The organism is Streptococcus sp. GMD5S, from assembly GCF_000298715.2.
In the GTDB taxonomy this organism is placed as follows: Bacteria; Bacillota; Bacilli; order Lactobacillales; family Streptococcaceae; genus Streptococcus.
Window position 1 is genome coordinate 20,524 of record NZ_AJRG02000009.1, and the last position, 18,183, is coordinate 38,706.

The 18,183-nt window shown below is 43.2% G+C and carries 18 protein-coding genes; 2 read left to right on the forward strand and 16 right to left on the reverse strand.

Annotation, left to right across the window (positions count from 1 at the left end):
* Positions 1–112 precede the first annotated feature (112 nt).
* On the reverse strand, positions 113–1,096 hold the full coding sequence (locus GMD5S_RS0205615; RefSeq protein WP_000795107.1) for an acetylxylan esterase: 984 nt from the start codon (positions 1,094–1,096) through the stop codon (positions 113–115).
* Between the two features lie 326 nt (positions 1,097–1,422).
* On the opposite strand from GMD5S_RS0205615, the gene GMD5S_RS10800 reads away from it, so the two are divergent.
* Complete coding sequence (locus GMD5S_RS10800) at positions 1,423–1,614, forward strand: hypothetical protein (protein WP_000693216.1); 192 nt, start codon at positions 1,423–1,425, stop codon at positions 1,612–1,614.
* Here GMD5S_RS10800 and recG read toward each other — a convergent pair.
* From recG to nrdR, 15 genes are all read right to left on the reverse strand, one after another.
* Entirely contained in the window at positions 1,611–3,626 is a 2,016-nt protein-coding gene (gene recG, locus GMD5S_RS0205625) for an ATP-dependent DNA helicase RecG (RefSeq protein WP_001048732.1), read from the reverse strand. The genes GMD5S_RS10800 and recG overlap by 4 nt on opposite strands.
* Before the next feature lie 18 nt (positions 3,627–3,644).
* Positions 3,645–4,748: an alanine racemase gene (gene alr, locus GMD5S_RS0205630; protein WP_000648052.1), complete on the reverse strand. Its 1,104-nt coding sequence runs from the start codon at positions 4,746–4,748 to the stop codon at positions 3,645–3,647.
* The gene (gene acpS / locus GMD5S_RS0205635) at positions 4,738–5,100 is read right to left on the reverse strand and encodes a holo-ACP synthase (protein WP_008293557.1); all 363 of its coding nucleotides are present in this window, start codon (positions 5,098–5,100) and stop codon (positions 4,738–4,740) included. The genes alr and acpS overlap by 11 nt, the downstream gene beginning before the upstream one ends.
* A 44-nt stretch (positions 5,101–5,144) precedes the next feature.
* Entirely contained in the window at positions 5,145–6,176 is a 1,032-nt protein-coding gene (locus GMD5S_RS0205640; RefSeq protein WP_000864031.1) for a 3-deoxy-7-phosphoheptulonate synthase, read from the reverse strand.
* Between the two features lies 1 nt (position 6,177).
* Complete coding sequence (locus GMD5S_RS0205645) at positions 6,178–7,209, reverse strand: 3-deoxy-7-phosphoheptulonate synthase (RefSeq protein WP_000231306.1); 1,032 nt, start codon at positions 7,207–7,209, stop codon at positions 6,178–6,180.
* 79 nt (positions 7,210–7,288) lie between these two features.
* A complete protein-coding gene (gene secA / locus GMD5S_RS0205650; protein ID WP_001284114.1) occupies positions 7,289–9,802 on the reverse strand; it encodes a preprotein translocase subunit SecA in 2,514 nt (837 codons plus the stop codon).
* A gap of 130 nt (positions 9,803–9,932) precedes the next feature.
* On the reverse strand, positions 9,933–10,688 hold the full coding sequence (locus tag GMD5S_RS0205655; RefSeq protein ID WP_001085879.1) for a DNA alkylation repair protein: 756 nt from the start codon (positions 10,686–10,688) through the stop codon (positions 9,933–9,935).
* Positions 10,689–10,832: 144 nt separating this feature from the next.
* A complete protein-coding gene (locus GMD5S_RS10805) occupies positions 10,833–11,123 on the reverse strand; it encodes a hypothetical protein (RefSeq protein WP_000415957.1) in 291 nt (96 codons plus the stop codon).
* Positions 11,124–11,255: 132 nt separating this feature from the next.
* The gene (locus tag GMD5S_RS0205665; protein ID WP_000812473.1) at positions 11,256–11,852 is read right to left on the reverse strand and encodes a LemA family protein; all 597 of its coding nucleotides are present in this window, start codon (positions 11,850–11,852) and stop codon (positions 11,256–11,258) included.
* A 160-nt stretch (positions 11,853–12,012) separates the two neighbouring features.
* On the reverse strand, positions 12,013–12,879 hold the full coding sequence (locus tag GMD5S_RS0205670; RefSeq protein ID WP_000749678.1) for a TPM domain-containing protein: 867 nt from the start codon (positions 12,877–12,879) through the stop codon (positions 12,013–12,015).
* Positions 12,880–13,107: 228 nt separating this feature from the next.
* A complete protein-coding gene (der, locus tag GMD5S_RS0205675; RefSeq protein WP_001207683.1) occupies positions 13,108–14,418 on the reverse strand; it encodes a ribosome biogenesis GTPase Der in 1,311 nt (436 codons plus the stop codon).
* A 13-nt stretch (positions 14,419–14,431) separates the two neighbouring features.
* Positions 14,432–15,145: an NADPH-dependent oxidoreductase gene (locus GMD5S_RS0205680; protein WP_000140840.1), complete on the reverse strand. Its 714-nt coding sequence runs from the start codon at positions 15,143–15,145 to the stop codon at positions 14,432–14,434.
* Positions 15,142–16,038, reverse strand: coding sequence for a primosomal protein DnaI (dnaI, locus tag GMD5S_RS0205685; protein ID WP_000446489.1), 897 nt, complete (start codon positions 16,036–16,038; stop codon positions 15,142–15,144). Before dnaI ends, GMD5S_RS0205680 begins: the two co-directional genes overlap by 4 nt.
* Positions 16,039–17,202, reverse strand: a complete 1,164-nt coding sequence (locus tag GMD5S_RS0205690) for a DnaD domain protein (RefSeq protein ID WP_000803913.1) — start codon at positions 17,200–17,202, stop codon at positions 16,039–16,041.
* Entirely contained in the window at positions 17,203–17,676 is a 474-nt protein-coding gene (gene nrdR / locus GMD5S_RS0205695) for a transcriptional regulator NrdR (protein ID WP_001203676.1), read from the reverse strand.
* A 141-nt stretch (positions 17,677–17,817) separates the two neighbouring features.
* Between nrdR and GMD5S_RS0205700 the strand changes: the two genes are divergently transcribed.
* On the forward strand, positions 17,818–18,183 hold the full coding sequence (locus GMD5S_RS0205700; protein WP_000119117.1) for a GntR family transcriptional regulator: 366 nt from the start codon (positions 17,818–17,820) through the stop codon (positions 18,181–18,183).

An 18,183-nucleotide genomic window follows, 5' to 3' on the forward strand; every position in this document is an offset into this window, starting at 1 on the left:
TCTGTGTTCCCACAGAATAGATTTTACTTTTAAGAATATTTTAATATTTTAAATTTTCTAAAAGTACTTTCAGGTTTTGGACATAAAAAAGAGAGCTTCTGCCCTCTCAAAATTATTTTTTTACATAAGAAAAAGAAATCTCACTACCACAGAGCCAGTTATAGACTTGGTCATTGACAAAAACATTCATGGCTTCGTGAGCATACTCTGGCATGATGCGATAGGCCTTGTCGCAAGTCAGACGGTTGTAAATCGCAAACTGGGTAATAGGATAGCAAACATCGTCATCCAAGCCCGTAATCATCTTGACCTCTCCTTTGATACGATGGGCAAGATTCTTCACATCGATATAGGCAAGAGTCGCCATGATTTCCTCCTCTGTTTCATGGAAGGGATCGTGGAACTTGAAATAACGGAAAAGTTCGTCATAGGCTTCACTGGTATTGCCAATCTCAAGCACTCGTCTAAAGTCGGACAAGAAGGGATAGATGGCAACTGTTCGCTGAATCCGAGGATTGAGCGCTGCTGCAACCAGAGCTAAAGCTCCTCCTTGTGAGGCACCATAGCTAGAAAGTCTTTCCTCATCTACCTGTGGCAGACTAGCAACAATTTCGATCAACTGGTAAATATCCAGATAGACATCCTTATAAAAGAGATGTTCCCGACCTTCCACAGCACCACGGATGATATGTCCCTTCACCGTATTTCCTAGTGGAGAGCGCAAGCCGTCTTGCGAATAGCCTGATTGGCCACGAACGTCCATGGAAACAACCCCGTAACCAGCCACGGTGAAGGCCAGCATGTCGGTCCAGTCCCAGCCACGTCCCATATAACCGTGAAAATGGAAAATTAGGGGAACTTTCTCCTCACTTTTTGGAAGGACGACCCGTGCATAGACCTTACCTTCATTGGTTCCCTCAAAGGTTAGCTCATAGCACTTGACTTGGGGAATATGGAAATCTCTTTCCTCCAACTGGTAGGCTGGAAGAGATGAAACTTTTTTGACTTCCTCATCCCAGAAAGCATCAAAATCTTCTGGAACTTCATCTCGCCCTCTATAAGTCTTGATTTCTTCTAATAAAGCTGGATTTTTCATAGCATGCTCCTTTAGTTTTGTAATCGCTATCATAACTCTAGCATATCTAGGAAAGCAATGCAAGAAAGAATTCTAAATAGAAAGTGATTTTAGATTCTCTTTCCTCAAACCTATCGTCTGAAAGTAGTTTTAAAAATAAAAAGAGCGTTTCCGCTCTCTGTGTATCAATAGGTGCTAGCTCCTTTCTCTAGTTTGACGGTTTGGAATTTCTTTTGGTAGGTTACTTTAATAGTCATGTGAGAGTCCTCGTTTCTTTTTGATGACTCTAGTATAAGATCCAAACCTAAAAGCTAGCTTATAGATTTCTTAGAAAAGGCTTATACTCAATGAAAATCAAAGAGCAAACTAGGAAACTAGCCGCAGGTTGCTCAAAACACGGTTTTGAGGTTGTGGATAGAACTGACGAAGTCAGCTCAAAACACGGTTTTGAGGTTGCAGATAGAACTGACGAAGTCAGTAACCATACCTACGGCAAGGCGACGTTGACGTGGTTTGAAGAGATTTTCGAAGAGTATTAATCTAGATGTTCTTTCTTTTCTAGATGGAGAGCAATCATGCGCCATTCTGGATCCTCTTGCCAACCTTCTATCGAACTAATGTAGCTGGCAACCTTTCTGGCTTCTTCCAAAATAGGAAAGTCTTCGATAATATCAGCCACTTGAAACTCTGGAAGTCCTGACTGTCTGGTTCCAAAAATTTCACCCGATCCACGCATTTTCAAATCTTCCTCCGCAAGGACAAATCCATTGTTGGTTTCTGTCATGATGCACATGCGGTCCTTCCCAGAGTCCGTCTTGGGATTAGCCACAAGAACAGCATAAGACTGCTTGTCTCCCCGACCAACACGACCTCTGAGCTGGTGAAGCTGGCTGAGACCGAACCGATCGGCATCCATGATAATCATGACGGTCGCATTGGGAACATTGACCCCAACCTCGATAACCGTCGTCGAAACCAGAATATCCGTTTTTCTCTCTTTGAACTCCTGCATAATCTGGTCTTTTTCGTCACTCTTCATCTTACCATGTAGCAGAGCCACTTCGGCCTTACCTGCAAAATGAGCTGTCAACTCCTCAGATAAGGCAATGGCATTTTTCAAATCCAGAGCTTCAGATTCTTCAATCAAGGGAGAGATGACATAGGCTTGCGAACCTTTTTGGATTTCCCCCTCTAACCAAGTCAAGACCTGAGGTAGCTGCTCATGCTTAATCCAGCGAGTTACAATAGGCTTCCGCCCTACTGGCATCTGGTCAATAATAGAAACATCCATATCGCCAAAGGCTGTGATAGCCAAGGTTCGTGGAATGGGCGTCGCCGTCATCATGAGAACGTCAGGATTGTCCCCTTTTTCCCGTAAAATACGCCTTTGGCCCACACCAAAACGGTGCTGCTCATCAATGATAATCAATCCAAGACGAGCATAATCCACCCCATCTTGTATCAAAGCATGGGTTCCGATAATAAGGTCGGCCTCACCCTTGGCAATGGTCTCTAAAACTTCTCTTTTCTCTGCAGCTTTTAAGGAACCTGTCAAGAGAGCCAGTTTCAAGTCTGGAAAAAGGTTCTGTAAACTCTCAAAGTGTTGCTCCGCAAGGATTTCTGTTGGCACCATGAGAGCTGCCTGGTAGCCAGCCGTCACCGCCGCAAACATGGCCAAACCAGCAACCACCGTTTTTCCGCTCCCCACATCCCCTTGCAGGAGACGATTCATGTGGTGGTCGGACTTCATGTCGGTCAAAATTTCCTGCAAACTCTTTTCCTGAGCTGAGGTCAGAGCAAAAGGCAGATTTTCTTTAGTAGCTGTCACCTTTTCCTTAGACCAATTCAGAACCAGACCGCTTCCTTGAACTCTATTTTCAGACTTGAGTGTCTGCAACTGCATCTGAAAATAAAAGAGTTCCTCAAACTTGATACGGCGAAGGGCCTGCTTATATTCTGCCAAATCCTTTGGAAAATGCATAGCACGAACTGCCTGACAACGGGACATGAGTTTGTATTTATCAAGTAAAGACTGGGGAAGATTTTCCTCTATTAAGAGGTCCAACCCTTGATCAAAGGCTGTCTTGATAACCTTGACCAGTCCTGCCTGACTGATTCCTTGAGCCAGACGATAGACAGGTTGGAGGTCATCTTCCACCTGAGCTAGAACCTTCATCCCAGTCAGACTGGCCTTGGCACGGTCCCATTTTCCAAAAATGGCAAGCGTTGCTCCCAATTCTATCTTATCTGCTAGATAAGGCTGGTTAAAGAAATTAACCGCAAAAACGACTTCTCCCTGCTTGAGGCTAAAGCGCAGGCGATTACGCTTAAAACCATAATACTGGACACTGGCAGGAGTCACGACTTGACCAGATAGAACAGCCTTTTCACCATCTTCCAGCTCTAGGACCTGCTTGGTCTTGAAATCTTCATAACGGAAAGGAAAGTAGAGCAAGAGGTCTTGTAAGTTTTCAATTCCTAGTTTAGCGTATTTCTCTGCTGACTTTGGTCCCACACCAGGCAAGACATGCAAGGGTTGATGTAGATTCATGCTCCACTCCTTTCTTTTTTAATAATATTCTCTCGGAATGCGGTCGCTGAGGAGGCAAACCACCTCATAGTTAATGGTTCCACGGTAGGTCGCTACCTGAGTAGCTGTGATTTTCTTGTCACCGTTGGAGCCAATTAAGGTTACTTTTGTTCCTAGCGGGTAAACCTTAGGCAAACGAATGGTAATTTGGTCCATAGAAACCCGACCGACGATTGGGCAAGCTTGTCCCTCTACCAAGACAGAGAAATTTTGCATGTCTCGTGTCCAACCATCCGCATAACCGATTGGCACCGTCGCAATGACTTGCTCACTATCCGCTTGATAGGTGGCTCCATAGCCCATGCAAGCTCCAGCTGGAACTGTCTTGACATGAACTAGGGCAGACTCCAAGGTCAAGGCTGGTGTCAAATCATAGGGTAAGTCCAAGACCTCTCCACTTGGATTGAGACCATACATGGCATCTCCCATACGGACTGCATTGAAAATAGTCTCTGCATGCCAGAGGGTCGTTGCCGAGTTACTGGCATGAACCAGTTCTGGAACTTCCTTCATACTTGCCAAAATAGCTTTAAAGCATTCTAACTGGGCAATAAAATAGGCATCTGATTCTTCATCTGCAGTAGCAAAGTGGGTAAAAATCCCCTCAACACGAGCACCGTGTTGTTGGAGCAAGGTTTGAGCCTGCTCAGCCTCACTGGAATCTCGGAAACCAATTCGTCCCATCCCTGAGTCAATCTTGAGGTGGACAGTCAAGCCAGTCAAATCTGCTTCCTTGTCTAAGAGCGTTTGAATCCACTCCAGCCCAGCCACTGTCAAGGTGATGTCGTATCCTTTAGCTAGAGCAACAGCTTCTAGTTCAGAAACTCCTAAGATGAGGATTTTCTTGCTAAGTCCAGCCTGACGAAGTTCGATGGCTTCATCAATATTGGAAACACAAAATCCATCAACATCATCTTGAATAGCCTTGGCAACGGCAACAGCCCCATGACCATAGGCATTGGCCTTGACCACTGCCCACTTGAGCGTTCCTTCAGGGATATGAGCCCCCATTTGCTGAATATTTTGTCGAATAGCTCCCAGAAATATCAGAGCCTTGGTTGGTCTATGTGGACTAGCTTTCATGATTTTCCTCCAAAATGACACTGGCTGTCACAAACTGATCTGTATGGCTGATAGATAGCCAAATCTTTCCTGAAAATGGTGCCTGACTAAAATAAGGCGCGCCTCGTTCATTGTTCAAAACTTCCAAATCCTGAAAGGTCAGTTTGCCAATACCAGTTCCCATAGCCTTGGAAAAGGCCTCCTTAGCTGACCAGCGACCTGCCAAGTATTCGATCTGTCTGCGCCCTTTGAGACTGGTAAAACGCTCCAATTCTTTAGGGGTCAGCACGCGTTTAGCAAAGCCCTCACGTCGTGTAACTGCGTTTTCTATCGAAGCCAATTCTTCGATGTCAATTCCGTGTCCAACTATCATACTCATAAAAGGAGCTGAGATTCCCCCAACTCCATCCTTTTCACTTATTTTGTTAAGGTGGTATAAATTTCTTCTACCAAGGCTACTGTATTTTCCCAACCTAGACAAGGGTCAGTTATGGAGCAGCCAAAGACCTCTGGTTGGTTTTGGCGACCGTCTGCTAGGTAAGATTCGATCATAAAGCCTCGAACCGTCTTTTTAATCTTTTCATTCCAGTCACGATTCAGCAAGGCTTGACGAACAATGCGAACTTGTTCCATATACTGCTTGCCTGAATTGTCATGATTGGTATCGATGATAATGAAGGGATTTTCAAGTCCCATAGTCTCATAGCGATTGATGGCATTTAAGAGGGTTTCATAGTAGAAATTGGGTTCATTTTTACCATATTCGTTCATGGCACCACGAAGGATAACGTGGGCCAAAGGATTTCCTGAAGTTTCCACTTCTTGGCCATGGTAAAGGAAGGTTTGCTTGTTTTGAGCCGCATAGATGGCATTAAACATGACCCCAAGGTTCCCAGATGTTGGATTTTTCATCCCAACCGGAGCATCAATACCAGACGCTACAAAGCGGTGTTCTTGGTCTTCCACTGAACGAGCCCCTACAGCATGGTAGCTGACCAGGTCATCAACCAAAACGAGATTTGACGGATAAAGCATCTCATCAGCTGTTGTCAATCCCGTCTCCGTAATCACACGATAGTGAAGCTGACGAACAGCCTGCAAACCATTGATGAGACTAGGCGCTTCGCTGGTATTTGGTTGATGAATCATGCCTTTATAGCCATCTCCATTAGTACGAGGTTTAGCCGTATAGACACGCATCACGATAAAGATTTTATCTGCAACTTTTTTCTGCAAGTCTGCTAAGCGACGAGCATATTCAAGCACTGCTTCCTCATTGTCTGAAGAGCAAGGTCCCATCACCAAAAGGATTCGGTCGTCCTCACCCGAGATGATGGCTGCCAACTCTCTATCGCGGGCTTCTTTCTTTCGCAAGGCTTCAGGTGACAACTGGGTCGCAGCCTTGATTGCTTCAATATCAATTTCTTGACCTTTTTCGATAAATGCCATCTTACTCTCCTAGCGTTTGGTAAATTTCGCGAACAAGTGCTTCTGTGTTGTCCCATCCGAGACACGGATCTGTAATGGACTTACCAAAAACTTCTGGTTCATTTTGACGTCCATCTTCTAGATAGGACTCAATCATAAAACCACGAACATATTTTTTGATCTTCTCATTCCAGTCACGGTTGATCAAGGTCTGACGAACGATACGGATTTGATCCATATATTGCTTACCTGAATTGTCATGATTGGTATCGATGATGATAAATGGATTTTCCAAGCCCATCTTTTCATACTGGGCAATAGTATCCATCAAATTGTCATAGTAGTAGTTAGGAATATTTTTCCCGTATTCATTCAAGGCACCGCGAAGAATGGCGTGGGACAATGGATTCCCTGTTGTTTCCACCTCTTTACCGAGGAAGAGGAAACTCTGTTTATTTTGCGCTGCGTAAATCCCGTTAAACATAACATTGAGATTTCCAGATGTGGGATTTTTAAATCCTGTTGAAAAATCTGCTCCACTCGCTACAAAACGGTGCTGTTGATCCTCTACAGAACGAGCTCCAACAGCCATATAAGAAATCAAATCATCCACCAGCGGAAGATTTTCAGGATAAAGCATCTCATCCGCTGTTGTCATTCCCGTCTCGGTAATCACACGGTAGTGGAGCTGGCGAACAGCCTTGATTCCATTAATCAAACTAGGAGCTTCTGTCGCATTTGGTTGATGAATCAAGCCCTTATAGCCATCCCCATTGGTACGAGGTTTAGCTGTATAGACACGCATGACCATAAAAATACGGTCTTTGACCTCTTCTTGCAAAGCAGATAGACGCTTGGCATACTCGAGAACCGCCTCTTCATTATCAGATGAACATGGTCCAATCACCAAGAGAATACGCTGGTCTTCCCCACGGATGATGGCTTCCAATTCCTGATCACGTTGATTTTTTCTCGCAAGAGCCGCTCCCTCTAATTTAGACAAGGCGCGAACTTCTTCAATGTTAATTTTAGGACTTTTAGCTTTAAACACCATGATTCATCTCCTTATAAAGCAAACGGACACCAAGCAAAAAATGATTTTTACCAGGTATCCGCCTGTATCTTATCTCATATTATTGTCTCTTACCATGACAGTTCTTGAATTTCTTACCAGATCCACATGGGCATTGGTCATTTCGTCCGATTTGGCTCAAGTCCAAATCTTCTGGAAGATTTGCCTGCTGCGCTGCGATATTACGAGTCGCAGTTGTACTGATATTGTGTTCAGTTTGCGGACGTTCTTGTTCATGGATTTGTGCTTTCATCATCAAGCGCGTTACATCGAATTCAATCGATCCAATCATGTCGTTAAACATGCGGAAACCTTCTGCTTGATATTCTACAACAGGGTTGTTTTGGGCATATCCACGAAGACCAACAGCATTTCGCAACTGGTCAAGAGCATCAATATGGTCTGTCCACTTGTTGTCTACAACACGTAGAATCAAGACTTTTTGGAATTCTTTCACTGCATCTTCGTCACGAAGCTTAGCAACTTGGCTATCATAGACTTTCAAGGCACGTTGGAAAAGTTCATCTTTGATAGCTTGGTCTGACAGACCTGCAAGATCTGAACGGCTAATTGAATCTTCTGGAAGCAAGTTATACTTAGCAAAGTTCAAGATTGCTTCCAATTTTTCATCTTCCTTAGAACGTGCATGTGCATCCACGATACGTCCAATTGTACGACGAATCATAGCATGGATTTCTGGTGCCAAGTCACGGTCTGCAGTAATGACATCATAACGTTGCGCATAGATAATCTCACGTTGTTCTCGCATAACGTCATCGTATTGAAGGACTTGTTTACGAGTGTCGTAGTTGTTTCCTTCGACACGTTTTTGAGCTGCTTCAACTTGACGCGTTAACATGCGAGATTCGATGGCTTCGTCAGACATGTTGAGTCGTTCAAAGACACCTTTCAAACGTTCTGAACCGAAACGTTTCATCAAATCATCTTCAAGAGACAAGTAGAATTGTGACTCACCTGGGTCTCCTTGACGCCCTGAACGTCCACGAAGCTGGTTATCAATACGGCGACTTTCGTGACGTTCTGTACCGATAACACAAAGTCCACCAAGTTCACGAACCCCTTCACCAAGCTTGATGTCGGTACCACGACCGGCCATGTTGGTTGCGATGGTAACGGCACCACGTTGACCAGCGTTCATGATGATTTGCGCTTCTCTGTAGTGGTTCTTCGCATTCAAGACTTCGTGAGGAACACCTGCTGCTACCAATTTCTTAGAAAGGAAGTCACTCGTTTCAACGGCAACTGTACCTACCAAGACCGGCTGACCTTTTTGGTAACGAGCTTTTACATCTTCAACTACAGCCTTAAATTTCGCATCAAGACTTGCATAGAGAAGGTCTGAGTGGTCGATACGTTGAATTGGACGGTTGGTTGGGATTGGGATAACACGAATGTTGTAAATTTCGCGGAATTCTTCTTCTTCTGTTTTACCAGTACCTGTCATACCTGCCAATTTCTTATACATACGGAAGAGGTTTTGGTAGGTAATAGAAGCTGAAGTCTTAGTCTCATCTTGGATTGGCACACCTTCTTTTGCTTCAATCGCTTGGTGCAAACCATCAGAGTAACGACGACCTTCCATGGTACGACCTGTAAATTGGTCGACAATCAAGATTTCCTGCTCTTCACTAACCACATAGTCGATATCGAGAATCATGATATAGTTGGCACGGAGGGCATTGTCGATAAAGTGAGTAAGAGCTACATTTTCAATGTCGTAGAGATTTTCTAGTTTGAAGTAGCTCTCTGCCTTGTCAATACCAGAGTCTGACAAACCGATCGTCTTAGACTGAACGTCAATGATATAGTCATCCTTGTCCAAGGATTTCACGAAGTGGTCCGCCATATGGTAGAGTTGGCTTGTTTCAACTGCGTTGGCACCTGAAACGATCAATGGTGTACGGGCTTCGTCGATCAAAATTGAGTCAACCTCATCGACCAAGGCATAATTGAGTGGACGTTGCACCATGTTTTCTGCACGAACGACCATGTTATCACGAAGGTAGTCGAAACCAATCTCTGAGTTGGTTGAGTAGGTAATATCACAAAGATAAGCTTCTTTTTTCTCCATTGGAGATTTTGCTGCCAAGTTAATCCCTACTGACAGACCGAGCCATGAGTACAATTCACCCATTTCAGTCGCGTCACGTTCTGTTAGGTATTCGTTGACTGTAACTACGTGAACCCCTTTACCTGCAAGGGCATTGAGGTACACTGGCATAGTCGCTGTCAAGGTCTTCCCTTCACCCGTACGCATCTCTGGAACGTCACCATGGTGAAGAACAATCCCACCCATGACCTGAACCTTATAAGGGAAGAGCCCAAGGACACGTTTTGCAGCTTCACGAACTACTGCAAAAGCCTCATATAGCAATGAATCAAGTGATTCACCCTTATTGTACCGCTCTTTAAATTCGTCAGTTTTCGCTTTTAGTTCTTCGTCTGACATTGCAGCCATTTGGCTCTCATAGTTAAGAACCTTATCAGCCATCTTTTCCAGACGACGAAGTTCTCCTTTATCATTTTCAATAATCGTTTTTAAAATATTAGCCATGATTTTCCTTACTTTTTATTCTGAATATTTTAGAATGTTCTTTTAATTTTAGCATATTTACCATTATTTTTCAAGAAAGAATCCTTAATTTACAACGGAAAAGGCCAGCTGAAATTCAGTTTTTTTTGCATCAATCTTCTGTGGCTACCTTTTTGTTTTTTGTTCGAGATGCATGCTTGATGATCCAAGCACAACTTGGACTTAGCTCCTTCTTTTGCCAAGTTTGAAGAATCCTTTCAAACTTATCAGGATCTTCCTTGTATAAATCATTTAAATTATTAGCTACACTTTTTTGAATGGACTTGTCTCTATCATCCTTTAGATTGGTCAGAATAGTGGTGAAATCCTCAAAATAATCCAATACCACGGTTTGTTTCTTAGCCCAAGGCAGACGGATACGCATACATTCGCTGGCAAGTCTACGAACGCGCAAATTTTCATCCCGACTCCATTCTAACAGCAAAGCCATTGTAGCCTTAGGATAGCGAGCCAGCAAAGGTCTCATAGAAAATTCTCCAGTAAATCGCTTGGTTAGTTCCTTACTAAAGGCCGCGCTCAATTCAAATTCCTTGTCCCCATATAGCTCTACATATTTTCCGATTGGCCAAAGCCAATATCCTTCTGAGAACATACCTAAACCACCCTCCAACTCGGGACCCAAAATTTTCTCAAAAACCTTGAGAGAGTCCTCATAAGATAGGGGAAGGCAATCTTTGATACTTTTAGCCAAGAGTTCTTGACGCTGGCTAAACTCCAACTCTTCCAAGTCTTTTTCTACCAACAACCTAAACTTTCGCTCATCAAATGCAGGGGACGCTTCTTGCAACCGTCGACTCAAATCCCTAGCATAAGCCAAGTCATAATAATCTTTTACTTTTTTAGCCATTTTTCAAATCCCTTAATCTTCATTTTACGGGACTTATTATATCATACAGACAGTCCGTCAACAAAATTATTTTCATATCTCCAACTATTTTAATAAGGAAGAAAAAAGGACTAGAAGCTAGTCTAGTCCTTCATTTTTTAATGTTTAATTTCCCAAGAATATAGGCAATATCCCAAAATACCAAAAGAGATTGATCCAGAAGGCCAAGCAAAAGATGATGCCAAAGATGAGAAGACTGATTTTTTTAATCAGCACGGAGTATAGGATGGATAAAACTCCAAAAACCACAAAGAGTTTTTTCATAACGAAATAATATACTGAAACTCCTCCTATTTGCCAATCCCAAGGAAGGAAAAACATGAGGAACCAGAGAAGGCAAATCGTAAGAATATATCTCTTGTAGTGCGCTTCAAGAAAGGCTTTTGTTTTCTCCATAGCAAACCTCCATTTGAGTCACTGTCTCTTCCCTTTTATTATACCAAAAAAACCTGGAAAAAGCTTTCCAGGTTCGGATTTGAAATCACTAGTCCTACTAGAGAAATTCCTTTATTCACAGGCTGATTCACTTTATTGACTTGATGAAGATGTTCCAAAATCGACCTTAGGAACTGTCTTGGCTTCTTCTGTTTCTTTAAAGGTTTCAGCTTCTTTAAAGTTCATCATATTCGCAAAAAGCACGGTTGGAAAACTTCTCAACTTTTGATTGTACTCAGCTGCAACCTTATTATAGTCCTTGCGTGCTACAAAAATACGATTTTCACTGCCTGAAAGTTCGACCATTAGTTGCTCAACATTTTGATTGCTCTTGAGCTCTGGATAATTCTCCGTCAAGGAAATCAAGCGGGAAAGAGCAGAGCTCAATTCTCCCTGAGCCTTTTGGTTTTCTTCCGATGTCACTGAGCTACTACCGATTTTAGCTCTAGCATCCGCAATCTTGGTAAAGACTTCGGTTTCATGATTCATTTGTCCTTTAACGGACTCCACCAAGTTACCAATCAAGTCCGAACGACGTTGGAGGGCTGTCGAAACATCGGCCTGAGCCTGCTCCACTTTAGTCTGTTCACCAACCAGACCATTATAGGTCGTCACTGCGGAACAACTTCCCAGAACTAGTAGTCCAAAAAAGATCGCCACTATTGAGAGAATTACTTTATTTTGTTTCATATCAAAACCTTAACACTTTCTTTTATCAACTTTTCTGAGAAAATACTCAGATTTTAAATCAATTTCCCAAACTTTGTTTTTATTTTTAATTAAGGAGTGAACTCTTGCAAAGGAGTCACCTTACTGTATGGAAAAATCGGTTTGTGCAATATATGATCACTCACCAGTCATCAGACGAACCGCCACCATCAAAGCCACCGCCGTCCCAGCCTCCAGATGAGTCGGAGCCTGAGTCAGACCAAGAAGAACCTGAATCAGACCAAGAGGAACCTGAGTCTGATGAGTCACTGCCCCACCAGCCACCGCCAGAATCATCTCCACGTGAACCACGACCACCAAATAGAAATCCGATAATCATCACGATGAAGTAAATGAGAACTCCAAATACGATAACTCCGTCGCTCGAACTGCTTTTTCGATGACGTCTCGAAGAACTACTCTCACCAGCATACCTTTCAAGTTCCCTTAAGCGACTAGAGTTGGTAGTATAGTCGTAACTACTTTTAGAACTTGAAGCAGTCGTACTCGATCCACTATAGAACATGTAGTTGAGATTATTGACTATTGAGAGAACACCCTTGTTATAGTCACCATTTTTAAAGTAAGGACGTGCTGTTGTCAAGAACCTGTGAGTCTGATAGTCAGTGATCTTACTGGCCACATTATTACTGGTTTCAATCCGTGATTTTCTATCTTGGACTGCTACCACAATCAAGACACCGTGATTATCTCCCGAGTAGCCAATCTTCCAAGCCCTAGCTGTTTCATTGGCTACAGTCTCGATTGTTTCTCCATCTAGGCTTTTCACAACGTAAACACCCATCTGGAATTTTTCTGATTTTTTACTATTGACATTATTCAATTCCCGAATCTGACTTATAGTCTCATCCGTTAAATAATGATCCGGGTCATAAATTCCGTACTCAGGTTTTTCAGGTGCTGTGAATGCTGACAAGAAGAGAAAGATCATTAGCAACCCAAGCAAGCGAACCAACAAACTATGTTTAAATAATCTGCTTTTTTTCATAATAACCTCCCTGATAAAGGAAAATTGATTTAAGGAATTATAGCATTTTGATTTTTACAAAAAAAGTGCATTTTCATTACAAATAGATTACAAAAACTAGGAAAATGATTGAAATTTGATGACAGATTCTCCTCCAATTTGGCAGGTTCTTTTCTCCCCTTTTAGTATAGAAAAAAGAAGACTATGAAGTCTTCTTTTAGTTTATTTTTGTAGAAAAACAAGCAAGGGTTACTTGCGTTTTCTTGCAATCAAGTGAATCGGTGTTCCCTCAAAGGCAAAGGCCTTGCGGATTTGATTTTCTAAGAAACGCAAGTAAGAGAAGTGCATGAGTTCTTCTTCATTGACAAAGATGACAAAGGTTGGTGGCTTGGTTGCCACTTGGGTAGCGTAGAAAATCTTGAGGCGTTTCCCTTTGTCTGTCGGTGTTGGATTGATGGCAATGGCATCCATAATCACATCGTTCAAAACTGCTGAAGGAATACGGGTGTTTTGGCTTTCACTGATTTGCTTAATCATCTCAGGCAGTTTATGGAGACGTTGCTTGGTCAAAGCTGATACAAAGACAATCGGTGCATAAGGCAAATATTGGAACTGCTCACGAATATCCTCTTCCCATTTTTTCATGGTGTGGTTGTCTTTCTCAAGAGTATCCCACTTATTGACAACGATGATCATCCCTTTACCGGCTTCGTGGGCAAAACCTGCGATACGCTTGTCGTACTCGCGAATACCTTCTTCTGCATTGAGGACCATCAAGACCACATCAGAACGGTCAATGGCTCGCATGGCTCGCATGACAGAATATTTCTCCGTATTTTCATAGACTTTACCAGACTTACGCATACCAGCCGTATCAATCATGGTAAACTCTTGTCCATCAGCATCTGTAAAATGAGTGTCAATGGCATCGCGCGTTGTTCCAGCTACTGGACTAGCAATCACACGGTCTTCACCCAAAATGGCGTTGATCAAACTTGATTTTCCAACGTTTGGACGACCAATTAAGCTGAATTTAATGACATCTGGATTTTCTTCTTCGACTTCATGTGGTAGATTTTCCACGATGGCATCCAGCACATCTCCTGTCCCGATACCGTGGACAGACGAAATTGGCAACGGTTCGCCCAAGCCTAGCGCATAGAAATCAAAAATATCATTTCGCATTTCTGGGTTGTCAACCTTGTTAACCGCAAGGATAACAGGTTTATGGGTCTTATAAAGTTTGCGAGCTACGTACTCGTCCGCATCTGTAATCCCTTCTTTCCCAGAAACTACAAAGACGATGACATCCGCTTCTTCCATAGCGATTTCTGCCTGGTGTTTGATTTGCTCCATGAAGGGAGCATCGACGTCGTCAATCCCTCCAGTATCAATCATACTAAAGGAACGATTGAGCCACTCACCCGTTGCATAGATACGGTCACGTGTCACACCCTCGACATCTTCTACGATTGAGATCCGCTCACCAGCGATCCGATTAAATAGGGTTGATTTCCCAACATTGGGACGTCCCACAATGGCAATAGTTGGTAAGGCCATGTTTTCTCACTTTCTACAATAACTTTTTCTGTTCTAGATTTCTTCGAGCTGAACTAGGTTCGGCTTGACCAAACTGCTCTGCCAAACGCTGACTCCAAGAGGTCGTCGCACGCGCACCAGCATAGTCTGCCTGTACTTGGTCATAGTCCAAAATCGCTTTAACTGGCTGTTCTTGGTATTCTTCTTCAAATACCACTTGGTTCAATGGCAGTCTTGGTTTGACATCATGTTGTTGATCTGGCACGCCAAGGGCAATCCCAAAAACAGGGTAGGTATAGTCAGGCAGGTTAAAAAGTGCTGCCACTTCTTCTGACTTATAACGGACCAAACCGATAATCACACCACCATATCCCAGACTCTCTGCTGCAAGCAAGGTATTTTGCCCAGCAAGCGCAGCGTCCACAGACGTGATGAGGAGACCTTCCACTCCTTGAGGTTGGAAAGTGTCTGTATGAAGGCTTGCTCCCTTTTCCGCTCGATTCAAGTCACCAACAAAGAGCAAAAAGGCAGCTGACTGGCGAATGGCTTCCTGAGGAACCAGTTCATATAAGGCATTTTTCTTCTCTTGACTGCGCACAAGAATCACAGAGTAGGATTGGAAATTTTTCCAAGATGATGCCATTTGTCCAGCAGTCAAAATCTCGTCCAAGTCTACTTGAGGAATCTCTTGCTCCTTAAAGCGACGAACTGAAGTGTGAGCTTTCATCAGTTTAATGGTTTCTGTCATCGGCGGTTTTCTCCTTCTAGTCTTGTCTCCTCAGCCAAATAACGGATTCGTTCCATGACCCGTCTAGCTTCCCAAGTCTCGTCATTTCCATTCTTTCCTTTGGCAAAATGTTTTTCCAAATCTTGGAAATTAAAGTTGGAAGTAAAGAAGGTTGGCAAATCTTCCTGCATGCGGTACTGAAGAATGACTTGGAGAATCTCATCACGTACCCAAGGTGTCGACTGCTCTGCACCAATATCATCCAAGACCAGGACCTCTGCTAACTTGATGTCATCCACCAAGGTCTTCACAGATCCTTCACCGATGGCATTTTTCACATCAATGACAAAACTTGGATAATGGAGAATGGTCGTTGATGCCCCACGTTTTTCAGATAGGTCATGAGCTAAGGCTGCCATCATAAAACTCTTACCAACACCAAAATCTCCGTAAAGATAGAGGCCTTTTCGGATACTAGGGTAAAGGTCAACAAAGGAATAGAGTCTCTCAAAAATCGGTAAACGTCCTAGATCATCCAGGTCAATCTGAGCCAACTTCGCTTTCTTAAGGCTTGCTGGTAGATTGATCAACTTGAGACGATTCTTGATTGCCGCCTCTTTTTCAGCCGCGATTAGTTCTGGTGTTTCTTCATAAGACACATCCGCATATCCGTGATTCATAACCAAGATAGGCTTGTAGCCACGCGCTATATAGTCCGCATCCCCACGAAGAAACTTATCCCGTTCTGTGATATATTGGTTGAACTTGGAGACGCTACGATTCAACTCCTCTGGGCTGAGGGATTCTTTCTGGATAAAAGCCGCTACATCGGGGTCCTTCATGATCTGCTGGACCAAGTCCTGATACTGAAAACGACTTGTCTGACGTTTGATTACATCACCAACACTTTCCATCTAGTCTCCTCCTCCTTCTAATCGGGCTAACATTTCTTGTTTTTTGCGTTCTAATTCCAGACGAGTTTCCTCACTGGTTTGATTCTTGTATTCGGGATTACTCCACTTGGGAACATTGCTCTTAGTCGAGCTAGTTTTCGATTTCTGGTCTTCCTGGCCTTTTTGCTGACGCTCTCGAATCCGAAGCACAGCCTCTTCTGCTGTCCGAATTTTTTGATAAGCATAGTCATTGGCGACCTTCATGGCATATTTCTCATTGACATTGGCCGAATCAACCTTGTTAAAGGTTAGAAGCAAGACGATATTGATGACTTCATCCAACAAGCCTAAAGACGCCATCTGATGAAGGAGTTCTCTTTCACTTTGGGTGATGTTCCCCTTACGCGTTTGCTTGATTTCAGCTAAAAAATGCAGGGGAGTTTTATTTTTGGCTTCCCTGATAATGGTCATTTCTTTGGGGCTAAAGTCAGAAGAAACCTGCTTTTGCGATATCTTTTCACGCATGCGTTTGACTGAAATAACCTGAGCCACCGCTGTCGCCTTAGCTAATTGATAGGTTTCAAACCAGGTCCATTTTTTTTCATCTGCGATGGCGAATAATTCCAAAACATCCGCCTGCTCGTCTTCAAAACGCAAGCCATCTCGAGCCATCAGCCGCTGGAAATGTTCCAAGTCAAAATCATTTTTTAACTTGCTTTTAGACTCGCTTGGGGTCACTTCTTCGGTCAGGGTTGGAAAGACTTGGCTCAAAGAAACAGAGAGTGCTTCTCCCTCACTTGGAGCCTGCTTCATAGCAGAAACAGCTGTATCCCCAATCTTTTTCTCTAATAATCTGCTATAGACAGAATGGCTTAGAAATTCTTGACTGGAGAGGGGAGAATGAAGCTGCAATTCATAAGTTTCCCCCTTCTGATAAAGGGTCAACAAATCCAAGGCAGATAAGACTTTAAAGGATTGGAGCAAGGTCGGCATGCCGAAGTTTAAGTGATTGAGGATGTGGGAAAAGAGATGCTCCTTTTGCCCACCATCCCAAAAGGTAATGGTATATAGATAGAGGCTCAGTGCCTCCTGACCGATAATCGGGAGGTAGCACTGCACCAGAGAAGAGGTATCTTGCGACACCCGATTATTCTTTATAAAAGAAAAACGGTCATTTGGCTTCATCTATTTTTCCTTTTTCTTTTTAGAGGACTGGGTGATTTGCTGGAGCAGACTCTCCAACTCACTCACATCCTTAAAGCTACGATAAACACTGGCAAAACGAACATAGGTAATCTCATCCAGCTCCGCCAATTCTTCCATGACTAAAGAACCAATATATTCACTTTGGATCTCATTCTCACTGCGACTACGGAGTTTTTGCTCGATGCGATTGACCACCATGCCGATTTCATCACTTGAAACAGGACGTTTCTGGGCTGAGCGGATAATCCCATTAAAGATTTTATCTCTCGAAAACTGCTCTCGCGTACCGTCTTTTTTGACGACAACCAGCGTTCTTTCTTCTACTCGTTCATAGGTTGTAAAACGATGCTGACACTCGTCGCACTCGCGTCTTCGGCGGATGGTATTTCCTTCTTCGGCTTGTCGACTATCAACAACACTAGACTTGGTAGCCCCACATTTTGGACAACGCATGCATTTCCCTCCTTGTCGTTTTCTTTTCATTATACCATTTTTTGAGCAATTCCCAAAACAATTCTTATTTTTACTTGACAAGTTTTTTTGTTTTATTGTATTATTTAATTAGAACAAGAAAGACAAAGAAAGGAGACTATGATGTCCTGGTCATTTGATAATACAAAACCGATTTATTTACAGATTATGGAAAAAATCAAACTACAGATTGTTTCCCATGAGCTGGAACCCAACCAACAGCTCCCTACCGTGAGAGATTTGGCGAGCGAGGCTGGGGTCAATCCTAATACCATTCAGCGCGCCTTGTCTGACCTCGAACGTGAAGGATTTGTATACAGCAAGCGGACAACTGGTCGATTTGTCACCGAGGATTTGGACCTCATCCTTCAGTCCCGCAAACAACTTTCCGAGGAGCAGCTACAACAATTCGTCTCTTGCATGCTTCAATTTGGCTACAAAAAAGAAGAACTGCCAAATGTATTAAGCGACTATATTAAAGGAGTTTAA

Bases quoted from the DNA above. Each gene is read 5' to 3' on its own strand.
- GMD5S_RS10800 (WP_000693216.1), top strand. From the start codon at position 1,423: ATGAAAATCAAAGAGCAAACTAGGAAACTAGCCGCAGGTTGCTCAAAA.
- GMD5S_RS0205690 (WP_000803913.1), bottom strand. From the start codon at position 17,202: ATGAAGCCAAATGACCGTTTTTCTTTTATAAAGAATAATCGGGTGTCG.
- GMD5S_RS0205645 (WP_000231306.1), bottom strand. From the start codon at position 7,209: ATGGTGTTTAAAGCTAAAAGTCCTAAAATTAACATTGAAGAAGTTCGC.
- nrdR (WP_001203676.1), bottom strand. From the start codon at position 17,676: ATGCGTTGTCCAAAATGTGGGGCTACCAAGTCTAGTGTTGTTGATAGT.
- acpS (WP_008293557.1), bottom strand. From the start codon at position 5,100: ATGATAGTTGGACACGGAATTGACATCGAAGAATTGGCTTCGATAGAA.
- GMD5S_RS0205615 (WP_000795107.1), bottom strand. From the start codon at position 1,096: ATGAAAAATCCAGCTTTATTAGAAGAAATCAAGACTTATAGAGGGCGA.
- GMD5S_RS0205665 (WP_000812473.1), bottom strand. From the start codon at position 11,852: ATGAAACAAAATAAAGTAATTCTCTCAATAGTGGCGATCTTTTTTGGA.
- alr (WP_000648052.1), bottom strand. From the start codon at position 4,748: ATGAAAGCTAGTCCACATAGACCAACCAAGGCTCTGATATTTCTGGGA.
- GMD5S_RS0205670 (WP_000749678.1), bottom strand. From the start codon at position 12,879: ATGAAAAAAAGCAGATTATTTAAACATAGTTTGTTGGTTCGCTTGCTT.
- GMD5S_RS0205700 (WP_000119117.1), top strand. From the start codon at position 17,818: ATGTCCTGGTCATTTGATAATACAAAACCGATTTATTTACAGATTATG.
- GMD5S_RS0205640 (WP_000864031.1), bottom strand. From the start codon at position 6,176: ATGGCATTTATCGAAAAAGGTCAAGAAATTGATATTGAAGCAATCAAG.
- GMD5S_RS10805 (WP_000415957.1), bottom strand. From the start codon at position 11,123: ATGGAGAAAACAAAAGCCTTTCTTGAAGCGCACTACAAGAGATATATT.
- secA (WP_001284114.1), bottom strand. From the start codon at position 9,802: ATGGCTAATATTTTAAAAACGATTATTGAAAATGATAAAGGAGAACTT.
- der (WP_001207683.1), bottom strand. From the start codon at position 14,418: ATGGCCTTACCAACTATTGCCATTGTGGGACGTCCCAATGTTGGGAAA.
- dnaI (WP_000446489.1), bottom strand. From the start codon at position 16,038: ATGGAAAGTGTTGGTGATGTAATCAAACGTCAGACAAGTCGTTTTCAG.
- GMD5S_RS0205655 (WP_001085879.1), bottom strand. From the start codon at position 10,688: ATGGCTAAAAAAGTAAAAGATTATTATGACTTGGCTTATGCTAGGGAT.
- recG (WP_001048732.1), bottom strand. From the start codon at position 3,626: ATGAATCTACATCAACCCTTGCATGTCTTGCCTGGTGTGGGACCAAAG.
- GMD5S_RS0205680 (WP_000140840.1), bottom strand. From the start codon at position 15,145: ATGACAGAAACCATTAAACTGATGAAAGCTCACACTTCAGTTCGTCGC.